The 13,444-nt window shown below is 58.1% G+C and carries 20 protein-coding genes and 1 tRNA gene; 1 reads left to right on the top strand and 20 read right to left on the bottom strand.

Annotated features, from left to right (window positions below; genetic code table 11):
* Positions 1–2 precede the first annotated feature (2 nt).
* On the bottom strand, positions 3–1,508 hold the full coding sequence (locus EIC84_RS08910; RefSeq protein ID WP_003068430.1) for a DASS family sodium-coupled anion symporter: 1,506 nt from the start codon (positions 1,506–1,508) through the stop codon (positions 3–5).
* A 268-nt stretch (positions 1,509–1,776) separates the two neighbouring features.
* Between EIC84_RS08910 and EIC84_RS08905 the strand changes: the two genes are divergently transcribed.
* Positions 1,777–2,103: a hypothetical protein gene (locus tag EIC84_RS08905; RefSeq protein ID WP_003068429.1), complete on the top strand. Its 327-nt coding sequence runs from the start codon at positions 1,777–1,779 to the stop codon at positions 2,101–2,103.
* Between the two features lie 73 nt (positions 2,104–2,176).
* Here the strand turns inward: EIC84_RS08905 and EIC84_RS08900 are convergent.
* The 19 genes from EIC84_RS08900 to EIC84_RS08810 all read right to left on the bottom strand — a co-directional run bounded on the left by EIC84_RS08900 (position 2,177) and on the right by EIC84_RS08810 (position 13,121).
* Positions 2,177–2,253: transfer RNA gene (locus tag EIC84_RS08900), tRNA-Met, on the bottom strand.
* A 40-nt stretch (positions 2,254–2,293) separates the two neighbouring features.
* A complete protein-coding gene (gene rplQ, locus EIC84_RS08895; protein ID WP_003050544.1) occupies positions 2,294–2,677 on the bottom strand; it encodes a 50S ribosomal protein L17 in 384 nt (127 codons plus the stop codon).
* Positions 2,678–2,808: 131 nt separating this feature from the next.
* The gene (gene rpoA / locus EIC84_RS08890; RefSeq protein ID WP_003050542.1) at positions 2,809–3,807 is read right to left on the bottom strand and encodes a DNA-directed RNA polymerase subunit alpha; all 999 of its coding nucleotides are present in this window, start codon (positions 3,805–3,807) and stop codon (positions 2,809–2,811) included.
* A gap of 112 nt (positions 3,808–3,919) precedes the next feature.
* Positions 3,920–4,543, bottom strand: a complete 624-nt coding sequence (gene rpsD / locus EIC84_RS08885) for a 30S ribosomal protein S4 (RefSeq protein ID WP_003068426.1) — start codon at positions 4,541–4,543, stop codon at positions 3,920–3,922.
* 89 nt (positions 4,544–4,632) lie between these two features.
* Complete coding sequence (gene rpsK, locus EIC84_RS08880) at positions 4,633–5,037, bottom strand: 30S ribosomal protein S11 (protein ID WP_003050538.1); 405 nt, start codon at positions 5,035–5,037, stop codon at positions 4,633–4,635.
* Between the two features lie 17 nt (positions 5,038–5,054).
* Entirely contained in the window at positions 5,055–5,420 is a 366-nt protein-coding gene (rpsM, locus tag EIC84_RS08875; RefSeq protein WP_003068424.1) for a 30S ribosomal protein S13, read from the bottom strand.
* 22 nt (positions 5,421–5,442) lie between these two features.
* Entirely contained in the window at positions 5,443–5,556 is a 114-nt protein-coding gene (gene rpmJ, locus EIC84_RS08870) for a 50S ribosomal protein L36 (protein ID WP_003050535.1), read from the bottom strand.
* A 118-nt stretch (positions 5,557–5,674) separates the two neighbouring features.
* On the bottom strand, positions 5,675–6,988 hold the full coding sequence (secY, locus tag EIC84_RS08865; RefSeq protein WP_003050520.1) for a preprotein translocase subunit SecY: 1,314 nt from the start codon (positions 6,986–6,988) through the stop codon (positions 5,675–5,677).
* A gap of 24 nt (positions 6,989–7,012) precedes the next feature.
* Entirely contained in the window at positions 7,013–7,444 is a 432-nt protein-coding gene (rplO, locus tag EIC84_RS08860) for a 50S ribosomal protein L15 (protein ID WP_003050519.1), read from the bottom strand.
* 11 nt (positions 7,445–7,455) lie between these two features.
* Positions 7,456–7,638: a 50S ribosomal protein L30 gene (gene rpmD / locus EIC84_RS08855; protein WP_003050517.1), complete on the bottom strand. Its 183-nt coding sequence runs from the start codon at positions 7,636–7,638 to the stop codon at positions 7,456–7,458.
* Between the two features lie 14 nt (positions 7,639–7,652).
* On the bottom strand, positions 7,653–8,174 hold the full coding sequence (gene rpsE, locus EIC84_RS08850) for a 30S ribosomal protein S5 (RefSeq protein ID WP_003050515.1): 522 nt from the start codon (positions 8,172–8,174) through the stop codon (positions 7,653–7,655).
* Positions 8,175–8,189: 15 nt separating this feature from the next.
* Positions 8,190–8,555 carry a 50S ribosomal protein L18 gene (rplR, locus tag EIC84_RS08845; protein WP_003050513.1) on the bottom strand — a complete coding sequence of 122 codons (366 nt, stop codon included), beginning with the start codon at positions 8,553–8,555 and terminating at the stop codon, positions 8,190–8,192.
* A gap of 11 nt (positions 8,556–8,566) precedes the next feature.
* The gene (rplF, locus tag EIC84_RS08840; protein ID WP_003068417.1) at positions 8,567–9,100 is read right to left on the bottom strand and encodes a 50S ribosomal protein L6; all 534 of its coding nucleotides are present in this window, start codon (positions 9,098–9,100) and stop codon (positions 8,567–8,569) included.
* Positions 9,101–9,124: 24 nt separating this feature from the next.
* Positions 9,125–9,520 carry a 30S ribosomal protein S8 gene (gene rpsH / locus EIC84_RS08835; RefSeq protein WP_003050510.1) on the bottom strand — a complete coding sequence of 132 codons (396 nt, stop codon included), beginning with the start codon at positions 9,518–9,520 and terminating at the stop codon, positions 9,125–9,127.
* Between the two features lie 20 nt (positions 9,521–9,540).
* Positions 9,541–9,846, bottom strand: a complete 306-nt coding sequence (gene rpsN / locus EIC84_RS08830) for a 30S ribosomal protein S14 (RefSeq protein ID WP_003050509.1) — start codon at positions 9,844–9,846, stop codon at positions 9,541–9,543.
* Positions 9,847–9,854: 8 nt separating this feature from the next.
* On the bottom strand, positions 9,855–10,394 hold the full coding sequence (gene rplE / locus EIC84_RS08825) for a 50S ribosomal protein L5 (RefSeq protein ID WP_003050507.1): 540 nt from the start codon (positions 10,392–10,394) through the stop codon (positions 9,855–9,857).
* Between the two features lie 10 nt (positions 10,395–10,404).
* Complete coding sequence (gene rplX, locus EIC84_RS08820) at positions 10,405–10,722, bottom strand: 50S ribosomal protein L24 (protein WP_003068411.1); 318 nt, start codon at positions 10,720–10,722, stop codon at positions 10,405–10,407.
* A gap of 12 nt (positions 10,723–10,734) precedes the next feature.
* A complete protein-coding gene (gene rplN / locus EIC84_RS08815) occupies positions 10,735–11,103 on the bottom strand; it encodes a 50S ribosomal protein L14 (RefSeq protein WP_003050500.1) in 369 nt (122 codons plus the stop codon).
* Between the two features lie 422 nt (positions 11,104–11,525).
* Positions 11,526–13,121 (bottom strand): glycerol-3-phosphate dehydrogenase/oxidase, encoded by a 1,596-nt coding sequence (locus EIC84_RS08810; protein ID WP_003068408.1) that lies wholly within the window; start codon positions 13,119–13,121, stop codon positions 11,526–11,528.
* Between the last annotated feature and the right edge of the window lie 323 nt (positions 13,122–13,444).

Raw genomic sequence — 13,444 nt, 5'->3', positions numbered from 1 at the left:
GCTCACCACAGCCCCAGCAACTTCCACCAGGCGCTGCCGACGACAGCGAAGATCAGCAACTCCAGCACGCACATCGCAGCCCCCACGCGCCACCAGACACCTAGAGTCACATAGCCGCTGCCGAAGATGATGGGTGAAGTGCCGGTCGCGTAGTGCGTCAGCGTCATCATGATGGCCGAACCGGCCGTCATCATCAGCATGAAGGGGACGACGTAGTCAGCCGGGATCAGTTGCGCGCCCACGGTCAGAAAGGCCAGCATCATGGCGCTGATATGGGCCGTGGTGCTGGCAAACAGATAGTGCGAGAAGACGAAAACGCCCACCAGAATGGCGGCCACGGGCAGCCAGTCCAGGCCGCTGGCGACGATGGCGCTCTTCAAACCCTCGGCAAACCAGGCGACCACACCGAGCTTGTTGAGCTGCTCGGCCAGCATGACCAAGGCACCGAACCAGATCAGGGTGTCCCAGGCGCTTTTCTCGGACAGCACATCATCCCAATCGATGGTCCCCGTGATGATCAGGGCGAACAAACCGAGAAAAGCCACCACGGTCGGGTCCAGCGTGAACGCCGGGCCGAACAGCATTTGCGGCACATTCGCCCATAGCAACAGCATCACGCCGAAGGTGCCGAGCATCACGCGCTCCTTGCCTGACAGCGGGCCCATGCCTGCCATCTCGGCGCGCGCGTACTCCACGGCATTGGGCGTGGCCTTGAGTTCGGGTGGCGACAGCAGATAGATCGCCAGCGGCATCAACAGCAGACACAGCAGCCCTGGCAGCAGCATGTACAGAGCCCAACTTGTCCAGCTCAGGTGCAGGGACTGACCCGTGGCCTTGGCCACCAGGTCCACGACCAGCGGATTGGGCGCCGTCGCAGTCAGGAACATCGCCGAGGTGATCGGATTGGAATGGTAGTTGACCAGCGCCAGATAGGTCCCGACCTTGCCTTGCGTTCCCTTGGCCGGATCCGATTCAAAGGCATTGGCGATGGACTTCATGATCGGATGCACGATGCCGCCGCCGCGTGCCGTGTTGCTGGGCGTGAACGGGGCCAGTACCAGCTCGCAGATCGCGAGTCCGTAACCTATGCCTATGGTGCGCTTGCCCATCAGCGCAATGAACAGCAATCCGATGCGGTTGCCGAGCCCCGTCTTCTTGAGACCGCGCGATATCAGAACCGCCACCACGATCAGCCAGATCAGAGGATTCGCAAAGCTGCTCAGCGCATCCGTGATCGCACCTTTGGACGAACTGGAGGTGACCTGGGACAGCGACACGATGACAATCGCCATCAATGCCATCACGCCTATGGGCATGACCTTGAGGATGATCGCCACGATGGTCGTCAGAAAAATGGCCACCAGTTGCCAGGCCTTGCTGTCCAGTCCCGCAGGTACCGGCGTCAGCAGCAGACCGGTCAGCACCAGGGTGGAAATCAGTGCAGGCACGACCCGAAACGGAACGGCCGATTTGAAGTAACGGAACATCGAGACGATCTTCTCGAACATAGAAGTCCTTTTCTTTACCTGCAGCGCATCGAGACACCATACCTCAGCTCAGCAAAAGCCAGGAGTCCCCGACGGACATTGGCGCTCGGGTCACAGACTGGCATCATGATGCAGTGCCGCATGGCTTCGACTCCAGGCCGACTTTTACGTTACCAAAGTTTGATCGACGGCAAGACTTGCAGAAGCAAAACCAATGGCAAGACCTCGTACATGTCAGTATTCAAGCATTGGGCACATGCCCATGGATTCAGCAGGAGAGACACTCTAAATGCCAGCGAACCGATTCCTGCCCGATGAATGGGAAAGCCGCCTTGAAGAAATAGATCTAGCGATACTGCATCAGGCTGCTATCTGCAAGATCCGGCTGCTCGACCCCGGTGCCGTCGAACGCGTGCTGGCCAACGATGCCGGCATCTGCGGTGCCGAACATGAGACGGCATTCAGGACCTTGCGCGGCCTGCTATATCTGCACTACACCGAGGTACTTCATATCAGCGAGGTACTGAGCCCGGAAATCGCTCAGGTGATTGCCAGCCGGGTGCGCGAGCATCTGAGCCGGCGCTCGGGCACAGCGTCGGGAGGTATGACGAGCTGATACCAGCGCTGCCGCCCTTCAATGGAAAATGGACAAAAAAAAAGGTCACGACATTGTCGTGACCTTTTCAATTTGGTTGCGCGAGAAGGATTTGAACCTCCGACCTTTGGGTTATGAGCCCAACGAGCTACCAGACTGCTCCATCGCGCGGTATTTCCAAATTATAGCAGGCTTTGCAGCCTGCCCTGGCTTATTCAGCTGCTGCAGCGGCTTCTTCAGCGCGCTCAACCAGTTCCACATAGGCCATGGGAGCGTTGTCGCCCACGCGGAAGCCCATCTTCAGGATACGTGTGTAGCCACCGGGACGCTGAGCGTTGCGGGGACCCAGCACGTTGAACAGCTTGGTCACGCTGTCGCGGTCGCGCAGGCGGTCGAAAGCCAGACGACGGTTAGCCACGGTATCAACCTTGGCCAGAGTGATCATGGGCTCGATGACGCGACGCAGTTCCTTGGCCTTGGGGACCGTGGTCTTGATTGCTTCGTGCTCGATCAGCGAATTCATCATGTTCTGCAGCATTGCCTTGCGGTGTGCAGAAGTGCGGTTCAGTTTGCGGAGGCCGTTGCCGTGACGCATGGTGCTTTTCCTTTGCTCCCCGTTTTTATCCGGAGATCTTTTCTAAATTAAATCAGGCAGCCGTATCAGGTACTGCCCGAGGCACTTGGACTTTGCCGGATCAACTCCAGCAAAGTCCTCTATTGTAGCAATTAACGCTTTTCCAGGCCAGCGGGTGGCCAGTTTTCAAGCTTCATGCCCAGAGTCAGACCGCGGGAAGCCAGAACTTCCTTGATCTCGTTGAGCGACTTGCGACCCAGGTTGGGAGTCTTGAGCAGCTCGTTTTCGGTACGCTGGATGAGGTCACCGATGTAGTAGATGTTCTCTGCCTTGAGGCAGTTGGCAGAACGCACGGTGAGCTCGAGCTCGTCCACAGGACGCAGCAGGATGGGATCGAACGACGTGGCAGCGCCGCGGCCACCGGCAGGAGCGTCGAACACGCTGGCGATATCGCCACCGTCGAGCTGGGCAAACACTGCCAGCTGCTCCACCAGGATCTTGGCGGATGCACGCACTGCGTCTTCAGCGGTGATGGCACCGTTGGTTTCGATTTCCAGAACCAGCTTGTCCAGATCGGTACGCTGTTCCACACGTGCGGATTCGACAGCGTAGCTCACGCGCTTGACGGGCGAGAACGAAGCGTCGAGCACGATACGGCCGATCGACTTGGTCGATTCGTCACCGTAGCGGCGCACGTTGCCGGGCACATAGCCGCGGCCCTTTTCCACCTTGATCTGCATGTCCAGCTTGCCGCCTTGCGACAGATGGGCGATCACATGATCAGGGTTGACGATTTCTACGTCGTGGGGGGTCTGAATGTCACGGGCAGTGACAACACCTTCGCCATCCTTGCGCAGGCTCAGGGTGACTTCGTCACGATTGTGCAGCTTGAACACCACACCCTTGAGGTTCAGCAGGATGTTGGTCACATCTTCCTGGACACCGTCGATGGAGGAGTACTCATGCAGCACCCCAGCAATCGTCACTTCCGTCGCTGCGTAACCCACCATGGAGGAGAGCAGAACACGGCGCAGGGCATTGCCCAGCGTATGACCGTAGCCACGCTCAAACGGCTCCAGAACAACCTTGGCACGGTTGTGACCAAGTTGCTCGACATTGATTGTCTTGGGCTTCAGCAAATTCGTTTGCATGCAGACTTCCTCTCAATACCCTCGGCTCGTTACACCGGTAAGGCTGGTGAAGCACCCACGGCGCGATGCCTCGCGCCGTAGGGACGGTTTACAGAAATGTCGCTGCTAAAGATTAACGCGAGTACAACTCAACGATCAGGGATTCGTTGATGTCAGCTGCGAATTCATCGCGGTCAGGAGACTTCTTGAAAGTACCTTCTGCCTTGTCAGCAGACACTTCAACCCATGCGGGGAAGCCCACTTGAGCAGCCAGTTGCAGAGCCTCGACCACGCGAGCTTGCTTCTTGGACTTTTCACGCAGGGCAACCACGTCGCCTTCCTTCACGGAGAAAGAAGGAATGTTCACGGACTGGCCGTTCACAGTGATAGCCTTGTGCGACACCAGCTGACGTGCTTCAGCGCGAGTGGAGCCGAAGCCCATGCGGTACACGACGTTGTCCAGACGCGATTCCAGCAGCGACAGCAGGTTGGCACCAGTGTTGCCACGCTTGCGGTCAGCAGCTTCGAAGTAGCGGCGGAATTGCTTCTCCAGCACGCCGTACATGCGCTTGACCTTCTGCTTTTCGCGCAGTTGCAGACCGTAGTCGGAAGTGCGCTGACCGGAAGTGCGGCCATGCTGACCAGGCTTGGTGTCGAACTTTGCCTTGTCTGCGATGGAGCGACGTGCGCTCTTCAGGAACAGATCGGTGCCTTCGCGGCGGGAGAGTTTTGCCTTAGGGCCAATATAGCGTGCCACTTGATTTCCTTTGTGTCATCTACCGTGCGCAAACACGGGAGCCGCCCGCGATGCAAATGCACCTGGGCGGCGGTGGGCTTGATAAAAAATTAGATACGACGACGCTTTTGAGGGCGGCAGCCGTTGTGGGGAACCGGAGTCACGTCCGAGATGGAAGTGATACGGATACCCAGAGCACCCAGGGCGCGAACCGAGGATTCACGGCCAGGACCGGGACCCTTGATTTCGACTTCCAGGTTCTTGATGCCCTGTTCGATAGCAGCACGACCGGCCACTTCCGAAGCAACCTGAGCAGCAAAGGGAGTCGACTTACGCGAACCCTTGAAGCCCTGGCCACCCGACGAAGCCCACGACAGAGCGTTGCCTTGACGGTCGGTGATGGTGATGATCGTGTTGTTGAACGAAGCGTGCACGTGCGCGATGCCGTCAGAAATATTCTTACGGACCTTCTTGCGAACGCGAGCAGCTGCGTTGTTTGCGGGAGACTTAGCCATAATGATCTTTCAATCTCTTATTTCTTCAGAGCCGCAGCACCCTTGCGCGGACCCTTGCGAGTACGGGCGTTTGTGCGGGTACGTTGACCGCGCATGGGCAGGCCGCGACGATGACGGAAACCGCGGTAGCAACCGATGTCCATCAAGCGCTTGATGTTCATCGTGGTTTCGCGACGCAGATCACCTTCCAGAGTCATGGGATTCAGGAAGTCACGGATCTTTTCCAGATCAGCGTCCGTCAGGTCCTTGACCTTCTTGGAATACTCGATACCGCATGCTTCGCAGATCTTGCGAGCTGTAGTGCGACCGATGCCATAGATGGCAGTCAGGCCGATTTCAGCATGCTTGTGCGGCGGGATGTTAATGCCAGCAATACGTGCCATATTAGTCCTCTAATGCTTTCAATCAACCTTGGCGCTGCTTGTGGCGCTGGTCAGTGCAGATCACGCGCACAACACCTTTGCGGCGGATGATCTTGCAGTTACGGCAGATTTTCTTGACCGAAGCCGAAACTCTCATTCTTTTCTCCTAAAACTTTCCATCCACTATCGGCCTATCGACCGGGAAACAATGCCCGCGATAGATCGATGGGCGTCTACTAACTTTTGGCAGGCTGCCCCCTTGGGCAGCCTTGTCATCAAATACCAGCCTTAAAGTTCGCTTTTTTCAGGAGCGACTCGTATTGCTGCGACATCACGTAGTTCTGCACTTGCGCCATGAAGTCCATTGTCACGACCACAATGATCAGCAACGATGTACCACCGAAGTAGAACGGAACGTTGTACTTCAGGATCAGGAATTCGGGCAACAAGCACACGAAGGTAATGTAGATCGCGCCAGCCAGGGTCAGGCGAACCAGAATCTTGTCAATGTAGCGGGCTGTCTGTTCGCCAGGACGAATCCCGGGGATGAAAGCGCCACTCTTCTTCAGGTTGTCGGCAGTTTCCCGGCTATTGAAAACCAGGGCCGTATAGAAGAAGCAGAAGAAAATGATCGCGGCAGCATAAAGGATGACATAGATTGGCTGACCAGGGGTCAACGTGCTCGCAATATCCTTCAGCCAGCGCATGGATTCCCCCGCACTGAACCAATTCACCACCGTAGCGGGCAGCAAGATGATCGACGAAGCGAAGATGGGAGGAATCACACCTGCCATGTTCAGCTTCAGTGGCAAGTGCGAAGACTGACCACCGTACACCTTGTTGCCGACTTGCCGGCGTGCGTAATTCACCAAGATCTTGCGTTGACCTCGTTCGACATACACGACGAAATACGTCACGGCTGCCACAACGAGAACAATGAAGATTGCCGCCAGAATGCTCATGGCACCGGTGCGCACCAGTTCCAGCAGACCGCCGATGGAGCTCGGCAGGCCTGCGGCGATACCGCCAAAGATCAGTATCGAGATACCGTTGCCCAGACCACGTTCAGTGATCTGTTCACCGAGCCACATCAGGAACAGGGTACCGGCCGTGAGACTGACCACCGCAGTCATGCGGAAGCCAAAACCAGGGTTCAGAACCAAGCCTGCGGAGCTTTCCAGGGCAACAGCAATTCCCAAGGACTGAAACAGCGCCAGGCCCAGAGTGCCGTAGCGGGTGTACTGGGTAATCTTGCGACGACCCGCTTCACCTTCCTTTTTCATCTGCTCGAATGTCGGGACCACGTAGGTCATGAGCTGCATGATGATCGATGCCGAGATGTACGGCATGATCCCCAGTGCGAACACTGTGAAGCGCGAGAGCGCTCCACCCGAGAACATGTTGAACAGATTGAGAATGCCGCCCTGCTGGCCAGAGAACAGCTGCTGCAGCTGCGCTGGGTCGATGCCCGGAACGGGGATATGCGCCCCGATGCGGTATACGACCAGCGCAAGCAACAGAAAAACCAGACGACGACGCAGGTCGCCAAATTTTCCAGTCTTTGCAATTTGAGCTGCGCTAGTAGCCACGGATGTCTTCTTTCAGAACTTTAATCAGGCGATGCTGCCACCGGCAGCTTCGATGGCAGCCTTGGCACCGGCGGTAGCGCCGATACCATTGAGCTTGACAGCCTTAGTCAGTTCACCGCTCTTGATGATCTTCACGACCTTAGCGATAGAGCCAACCAGACCGGCTTGCTTCAGAGCAGCCAGATCGACTTCGGCCAGGCCGAGCTTATCCAGCTCGGACAGGGTCACTTCTGCATTGAACTTCAGCAGATGCGACTTGAAGCCACGCTTGGGCAGGCGGCGCTGCAGAGGCATTTGACCGCCTTCGAAGCCCACCTTGTGGTAGCCACCCGAACGCGACTTCTGACCCTTGTGACCGCGACCGGCAGTCTTACCCAGACCAGAACCGATACCGCGACCCACGCGACGCTTGGCGTGCTTGGCGCCGTCTGCAGGCTTGATGCTATTGAGTTCCATCATCAATCCTTTCAGAGAACCTTCACCAAGTAGGCGATCTTGTTAATCATGCCGCGCACTTCAGGAGTGTCCTGCAGTTCGCTGACGCTGTTCAGCTTGCGCAGACCCAGGCCACGCACAGTCGCACGGTGCGACTCTTTGGTGCCGATGGGGCTACGAACCAGCTGAATCTTGACAGTTTGTTGTGTTGTCATGTGCTGGACTCCGATCAGGCGGTGAAGATGTCTTCGACCGACTTGCCGCGCTTTGCTGCCACGTTCGCAGGGGTCGTGGAGTTCTTCAAAGCGTCGAAAGTTGCGCGAACCATGTTGTAGGGGTTCGACGAACCGTGGCTCTTGGCCACGATGTCGGTGATACCCACCACTTCAAAAACAGCGCGCATAGGGCCGCCAGCAATAATGCCGGTACCCTTGGGAGCTGGGTGCAGCTCGACCTTGGCAGCGCCGTGATGGCCCTTCACCGAGTGGTGAATGGTGCCGCTCTTGAGTGCAACCTTCATCAGGTTGCGACGGCATTCTTCCATCGCTTTTTGCACGGCAGCAGGCACTTCCTTGGACTTGCCCTTACCCATGCCAACGCGACCGTCACCGTCGCCAACCACGGTCAGTGCAGCGAAGCCGAGAATACGACCGCCCTTCACAACCTTGGTGACGCGGTTGACCGCGATCATTTTTTCGCGCAGACCGTCGTCACGACCTTCGTCTTGCACTTTGGGGGAAAATTTAGCCATTTGTATCCGCTCCGCTTAGAACTGCAGGCCCGCTTCGCGAGCGGCTTCTGCCAAAGCCTTCACGCGGCCGTGGTATGCAAAACCGGCGCGGTCGAAAGCCACTTTCTCAACGCCAGCAGCCTTAGCCTTCTCAGCAATGCGCTTGCCGATCAGCGTGGCGGCGGCCACGTTGCCACCCTTGCCAGCGGCGCCGAGTTGCGAACGCACTTCGACTTCTGCAGTGGAGGCCGAAGCCAGCACGGTAGTGCCGTCTTCCGAAACCACGGAGGCGTAGATATGGAGATTGGTGCGGTTCACGCTCAGACGTGCAACGCCTTGCTGGGCAATGCGGATGCGAGTCTGACGGGCACGGCGCAGACGCTGCTCTTTCTTGTTCAACATCATGCAGCTCCTTACTTCTTCTTGGTCTCTTTGATCACGACCTTCTCATTCGCATAGCGAATGCCCTTGCCCTTGTAAGGCTCGGGAGGACGAACGGCACGGATCTCAGCAGCCAATTGACCGACCACTTGACGGTCAGCACCCTTGATCACGATTTCAGTCGGAGTGGGGGTAGCGACAGTGATGCCGGCAGGCATCTCGAAGTTGACGGGGTGCGAGAAGCCCACAGCCAGGTTCAGCTTGGAACCTTGTGCAGCGGCCTTGTAGCCCACGCCAATCAGCGTCAGCTTCTTCTCGAAGCCTTCAGTCACGCCCTTGACCATGTTGTTGACCAGCTGGCGGATGGTACCGGCCAGAGCGTCAGCTTCACGGGAATCGTTGGCGGGAGCAAAGGACAGCTTGCCGTCGTTGTTGCCGATGGTCACCAAGCCGTTCAGAGCCAGCGACAGATCGCCGCCCTTGCCCTTGACCTTGATGGTTTCAGCGTTGATGGACACATCCACACCTGCGGGGATGGTCACAATAGCTTTTGCTACGCGAGACATTTCAGTATTTCTCCTTAATGTCCGTTAGGCCACATAGCACAGCACTTCACCGCCGATACCGGCAGCACGTGCTTTGCGATCAGTCATCACGCCCTTGGGAGTAGTGACGATGGCCACACCCAGGCCGTTCTGGACCTGAGGAATTGCGTGACGACCCTTGTACACGCGCAGGCCGGGACGGCTCACACGTTCGATACGCTCGATCACAGGGCGACCGGCGTAGTACTTCAGGGTAATTTCGAGTTCGGACTTGCCACCTTCGGACTTCACTTCGAAGCCGTCGATATAGCCTTCTTCCTTCAGCACTTGTGCGATGGCAACCTTCACCTTGGAGGAAGGAGCCGACACAGTGGCCTTGGAGACCAGTTGTGCATTGCGGATGCGGGTCAGCAAGTCAGCGATGGGATCACTCATGCTCATGTTTAATCTCTCCTGCTTGCTTACCAGCTGGCCTTGGTGACACCGGGGATGTCGCCAGCAAAGGCCAATTCACGCACCTTGGCACGACCCAGACCGAATTGGCGGAAGGTACCGCGAGGACGGCCAGTGATCTCGCAACGGTTACGCTGGCGAGTGGGGTTCGAGTTACGGGGCAGCTTCTGCAGACCCAGGCGAGCGGCGTCGCGCTCTTCGTCGGAACGCTTCACGTCGCCGGCGATTGCCTTCAGTTCTGCATACTTGGCAGCATACTTGGCTGCCAGCTTTTCGCGCTTCAGTTCGCGCTGAATCATTGCTACTTTAGCCATGCGCCACCTCAGTTCTTGAAGGGGAATTTGAAAGCGGCGAGCAGTGCCTTGCACTCTTCGTCGTTCTTCGCTGTTGTCGTGATGCTGATGTTCAGACCACGCAGAGCGTCCACCTTGTCGTACTCGATTTCGGGGAAGATGATTTGTTCTTTGACGCCAACGTTGTAGTTGCCGCGACCGTCGAACGAACGACCCGAGATACCACGGAAGTCACGCACGCGGGGCAGAGCCACGGTCACGAAACGGTCCAGGAATTCGTACATCTGAACGCCACGCAGGGTCACCATGCAGCCGATAGCTTGGCCTTCGCGGATCTTGAAACCAGCGATAGCCTTCTTGGCCTTGGTCACCACAGGCTTCTGACCAGCAATCTTGGTCAGGTCAGCCACGGCGTTGTCCATCACCTTCTTGTCGGCCACGGCTTCGCTCACACCCATGTTCAGAGTGATCTTGGTCAGACGGGGCACTTCCATAGCGGAGGTGTAGCCGAACTTTTCCTTCAGTTCAGCCGCGATCTTTTCGCGATAGAGTTTTTGCAGTCGTGCCATGTGTTACTCCTTAGGCGGCGATTTCAGCGCCATTGGACTTGAACACGCGAACACGTGTGCCGTCGGCGTTCACCTTGATGCCCACGCGATCGGCCTTGCCGGTCGCTGCATTGAAGATAGCCACGTTGGATTGGTGGATAGGCATGGCCTTTTCCACGATACCGCCGGTGGTGCCCTTCATGGGGTTAGGCTTGGTGTGCTTCTTGACCAGGTTGACACCGTCCACGATCACGTGGGAGTCATCCTTGCGCAGAGAAACCACGCCACGCTTGCCCTTGTCACGGCCGGTCAGCACGATAACTTCGTCGCCCTTGCGAATCTTGTTCATGGTGCTATTCCTTTAGAGAACTTCAGGGGCCAGCGACACGATCTTCATGAACTTTTCGGTACGCAGTTCACGAGTCACGGGGCCAAAGATGCGGGTGCCGATAGGCTCCAGCTTGGCGTTCAGCAGCACGGCGGCATTGCCGTCGAACTTCACGAGCGAACCGTCTGCACGACGGATGCCCTTGGCGGTGCGCACCACCACAGCACTGTAGATCTCGCCTTTTTTGACGCGACCACGAGGAGCTGCTTCCTTGACGCTCACCTTGATGATGTCGCCAACACTTGCGTAGCGACGATGAGAACCGCCCAGCACCTTAATGCACTGAACAGACTTCGCGCCGGTGTTGTCGGCAACCTCTAACCGAGATTCTGTTTGGATCATTTCAATATTCCCAACTTGCTCCAGCAACGCTCGACAGCCCCAGAGTCTTCTCAAGGGCTGATCAAGCAGCCGGTCAGTCTTGGGCCCGTCGTCCACCTTCCGGACCATTCCGGAAGGCTTCCCGCTGGGCAGAAAGTTCCACGCTTTTAAACGTGAAGCAGGAGATTGTCGCAGGAAATCCTTTGTGCGTCAAGCGTTTAGCCTGCAATACCCGCACTGATTTCACTGGCGCAAAGCCTGGCAGACAGGCCTTTCGCACTTGCAACCAAAACAATAGCGCATAGCGCTCTTAGAGCATTGATTTCAAACAATAATCCATCTGAAATCAACAGATAGAAAGCGCTGACAGCTCACATTTTCGCAAGACCTGCGGACCACAGCCTGTTGCCCGTACGCCACGCCCCGCAGGGCGGCCGCGCGGATCAGCCCTGGGCGGGCAGATATTGGCGGGTCAGGGCCAGGAAGTCGTTGAGCTGCACATCCTGGGCCAGCTCCTCGGTCAGGATGGCCGCCACGCGGGGCGCGATCTCGGCCGCCTTGCGGGCATCGAGGAAAAGCAGGCGACTGCGGCGCGCCAGCATGTCCTCGACGGTGCGCGCGTATTCAAAGCGGGCGGCAAAGCGCACCATGGCCTCGGAAAGACCGTCCATCAGCCAGTTCTGCGCACCAGGCAGCACAGCCACGGCGGCGGCATCCGTGCCGTAGGAGTGCAGCCCCTGGCTCTGGTTCATGCTGTGCGTGACGGCCGCCTCGGCCGGCGCACCGACCAGGGGCAGGTTCACGGTCACCCCGGCAGGACGGCTGGGCAGACGACCGATCTGGAAGCATTCGGCGAGCACATCCTCGGACATGGCCCGGTACGTGGTCCATTTGCCGCCGGTGACGGTCACCAGGCCGGTCTTGCTGGCCATCACCGTGTGCTCGCGGCTGATCTTCTTGGTGTTCTCGCCGTCATCGTCCTGCGGCTTGACCAGGGGGCGCAGGCCCACCCACATGCTGCGCACATCGGCCAGCGTGGGCTGGCGATTCAGATATTTGCCGGCCTCGCCGAGAATGAAGTCCAGCTCTTCGGGGAAAGGCAGAGGTTCGCGCGCCAGATCGTGACGCGGCGTGTCGGTGGTTCCCAAAATGACCTTGCCCAGCCACGGCACGGCAAACAGCACGCGACCATCGGCCGTCTTGGGAATCAGCAGCGCATGATCCGTGGGCAGGAACTCGCGGTCCACCACCACGTGCACGCCCTGGCTGGGCGCCACCATGGGCTTGACGGGCTTGCCCTGGGCCTCGGCATCCTGCTGGCGGAACAGATCCACCCATGGTCCCGTGGCATTGACCACGCACTTGGCGCGCACGGTGAAGTTGCGGCCGGATTCCGCATCGCGGCAGATCAGGCCGGCAATCTGCTGACCCTCGTAGATCAGCTTTTCTGCCGGGCAGTAATTGATCAGCAAAGCGCCCTTGGCCGCTGCGGTACGCGCCAGCGCCAGCGCCAGGCGCGCATCGTCAAACTGACCATCCCAGTACTTGACCCCGCCCTTGAGACCTTTTTGCTGCACGGTCGGCAGGTATTTCACGGTCTTGGCGCTGGAGAGGAATTCGGTAGCCCCCAGGCCGGCCTTGCCGGCCAGCGCGTCGTACATCTTGAGGCCGATGCCGTAGAACGGCGTATCCAGCAGCTTGTACGAGGGCATCACAAAGGCCAGAGGCTGGGCCAGATGCGGTGCGTTGTGCAGCAGGGTCGTGCGCTCGTGCAGTGCTTCGCGCACCAGGGAGATATTGCCCTGCGCCAGATAGCGCACGCCGCCGTGCACCAGCTTGGTGGCACGCGAGGAAGTGCCCTTGGCGAAGTCCAGCGACTCCAGCAGCACGACCTTGAAGCCGCGCGCCGCCGCATCCACCGCCACGCCCAGCCCCGTGGCACCGCCGCCCACGATGGCCAGATCAAAGCTTTCGGTCTGCGTCAGGCGCTCCAGCAGTTGTGCGCGCGTTGTAGCCAAGGGTTGAGTGGACTGGTTCATGGAACGACTTCTGCGGTGATCGCCGCGCCGCCATCATCCAGCGATGAGACGCGCACAGCAAAGAACAAATTTCAGATCGAATATTTTCGCTCTTTTTCGCTTTTAGTGCATTGCAAATCCCAAATATCGATTCGTTTTTGCGCGATTCAAGCCAAAACCACTAGCCCAGCGCCACCCCGGTCAGGCCGCAGCATCGACAATCGGCGCGCTTGCACACTCTCAATGCATGAACTGCATTCTTCTTGCAGCGCCAATTGTTACTGCCGCAACAACTCGCCACGATGACATATAACCGCAGCTTGCTGTCAGACTTCAGACTCGGC

It is taken from the genome of Comamonas sp. A23, from assembly GCF_004522605.1.
GTDB classification, from domain to species: domain Bacteria; phylum Pseudomonadota; class Gammaproteobacteria; order Burkholderiales; family Burkholderiaceae_C; genus Comamonas; species Comamonas thiooxydans.
This window is presented reverse-complemented; position numbering and strand designations above follow the sequence as displayed.

Excerpts from the sequence above, each read along its gene's own strand:
- rplE (WP_003050507.1), bottom strand. The coding sequence starts at position 10,394 with ATGGCACGACTGCAAAAACTCTATCGCGAAAAGATCGCGGCTGAACTG.
- rplX (WP_003068411.1), bottom strand. The coding sequence starts at position 10,722 with ATGAACAAGATTCGCAAGGGCGACGAAGTTATCGTGCTGACCGGCCGT.
- rpsH (WP_003050510.1), bottom strand. The coding sequence starts at position 9,520 with ATGAGCATGAGTGATCCCATCGCTGACTTGCTGACCCGCATCCGCAAT.
- rpsM (WP_003068424.1), bottom strand. The coding sequence starts at position 5,420 with ATGGCACGTATTGCTGGCATTAACATCCCGCCGCACAAGCATGCTGAA.
- rplN (WP_003050500.1), bottom strand. The coding sequence starts at position 11,103 with ATGATCCAAACAGAATCTCGGTTAGAGGTTGCCGACAACACCGGCGCG.
- rplR (WP_003050513.1), bottom strand. The coding sequence starts at position 8,555 with ATGTTGAACAAGAAAGAGCAGCGTCTGCGCCGTGCCCGTCAGACTCGC.
- rpmJ (WP_003050535.1), bottom strand. The coding sequence starts at position 5,556 with ATGAGAGTTTCGGCTTCGGTCAAGAAAATCTGCCGTAACTGCAAGATC.
- EIC84_RS08905 (WP_003068429.1), top strand. The coding sequence starts at position 1,777 with ATGCCAGCGAACCGATTCCTGCCCGATGAATGGGAAAGCCGCCTTGAA.
- rpmD (WP_003050517.1), bottom strand. The coding sequence starts at position 7,638 with ATGACAACACAACAAACTGTCAAGATTCAGCTGGTTCGTAGCCCCATC.
- rpoA (WP_003050542.1), bottom strand. The coding sequence starts at position 3,807 with ATGCAAACGAATTTGCTGAAGCCCAAGACAATCAATGTCGAGCAACTT.
- rplF (WP_003068417.1), bottom strand. The coding sequence starts at position 9,100 with ATGTCTCGCGTAGCAAAAGCTATTGTGACCATCCCCGCAGGTGTGGAT.
- rplO (WP_003050519.1), bottom strand. The coding sequence starts at position 7,444 with ATGGAACTCAATAGCATCAAGCCTGCAGACGGCGCCAAGCACGCCAAG.
- EIC84_RS08910 (WP_003068430.1), bottom strand. The coding sequence starts at position 1,508 with ATGTTCGAGAAGATCGTCTCGATGTTCCGTTACTTCAAATCGGCCGTT.
- EIC84_RS08810 (WP_003068408.1), bottom strand. The coding sequence starts at position 13,121 with ATGAACCAGTCCACTCAACCCTTGGCTACAACGCGCGCACAACTGCTG.
- rpsN (WP_003050509.1), bottom strand. The coding sequence starts at position 9,846 with ATGGCTAAAGTAGCAATGATTCAGCGCGAACTGAAGCGCGAAAAGCTG.
- rpsE (WP_003050515.1), bottom strand. The coding sequence starts at position 8,174 with ATGGCTAAATTTTCCCCCAAAGTGCAAGACGAAGGTCGTGACGACGGT.
- rpsK (WP_003050538.1), bottom strand. The coding sequence starts at position 5,037 with ATGGCTAAGTCTCCCGCAAACAACGCAGCTGCTCGCGTTCGCAAGAAG.
- rplQ (WP_003050544.1), bottom strand. The coding sequence starts at position 2,677 with ATGCGTCACGGCAACGGCCTCCGCAAACTGAACCGCACTTCTGCACAC.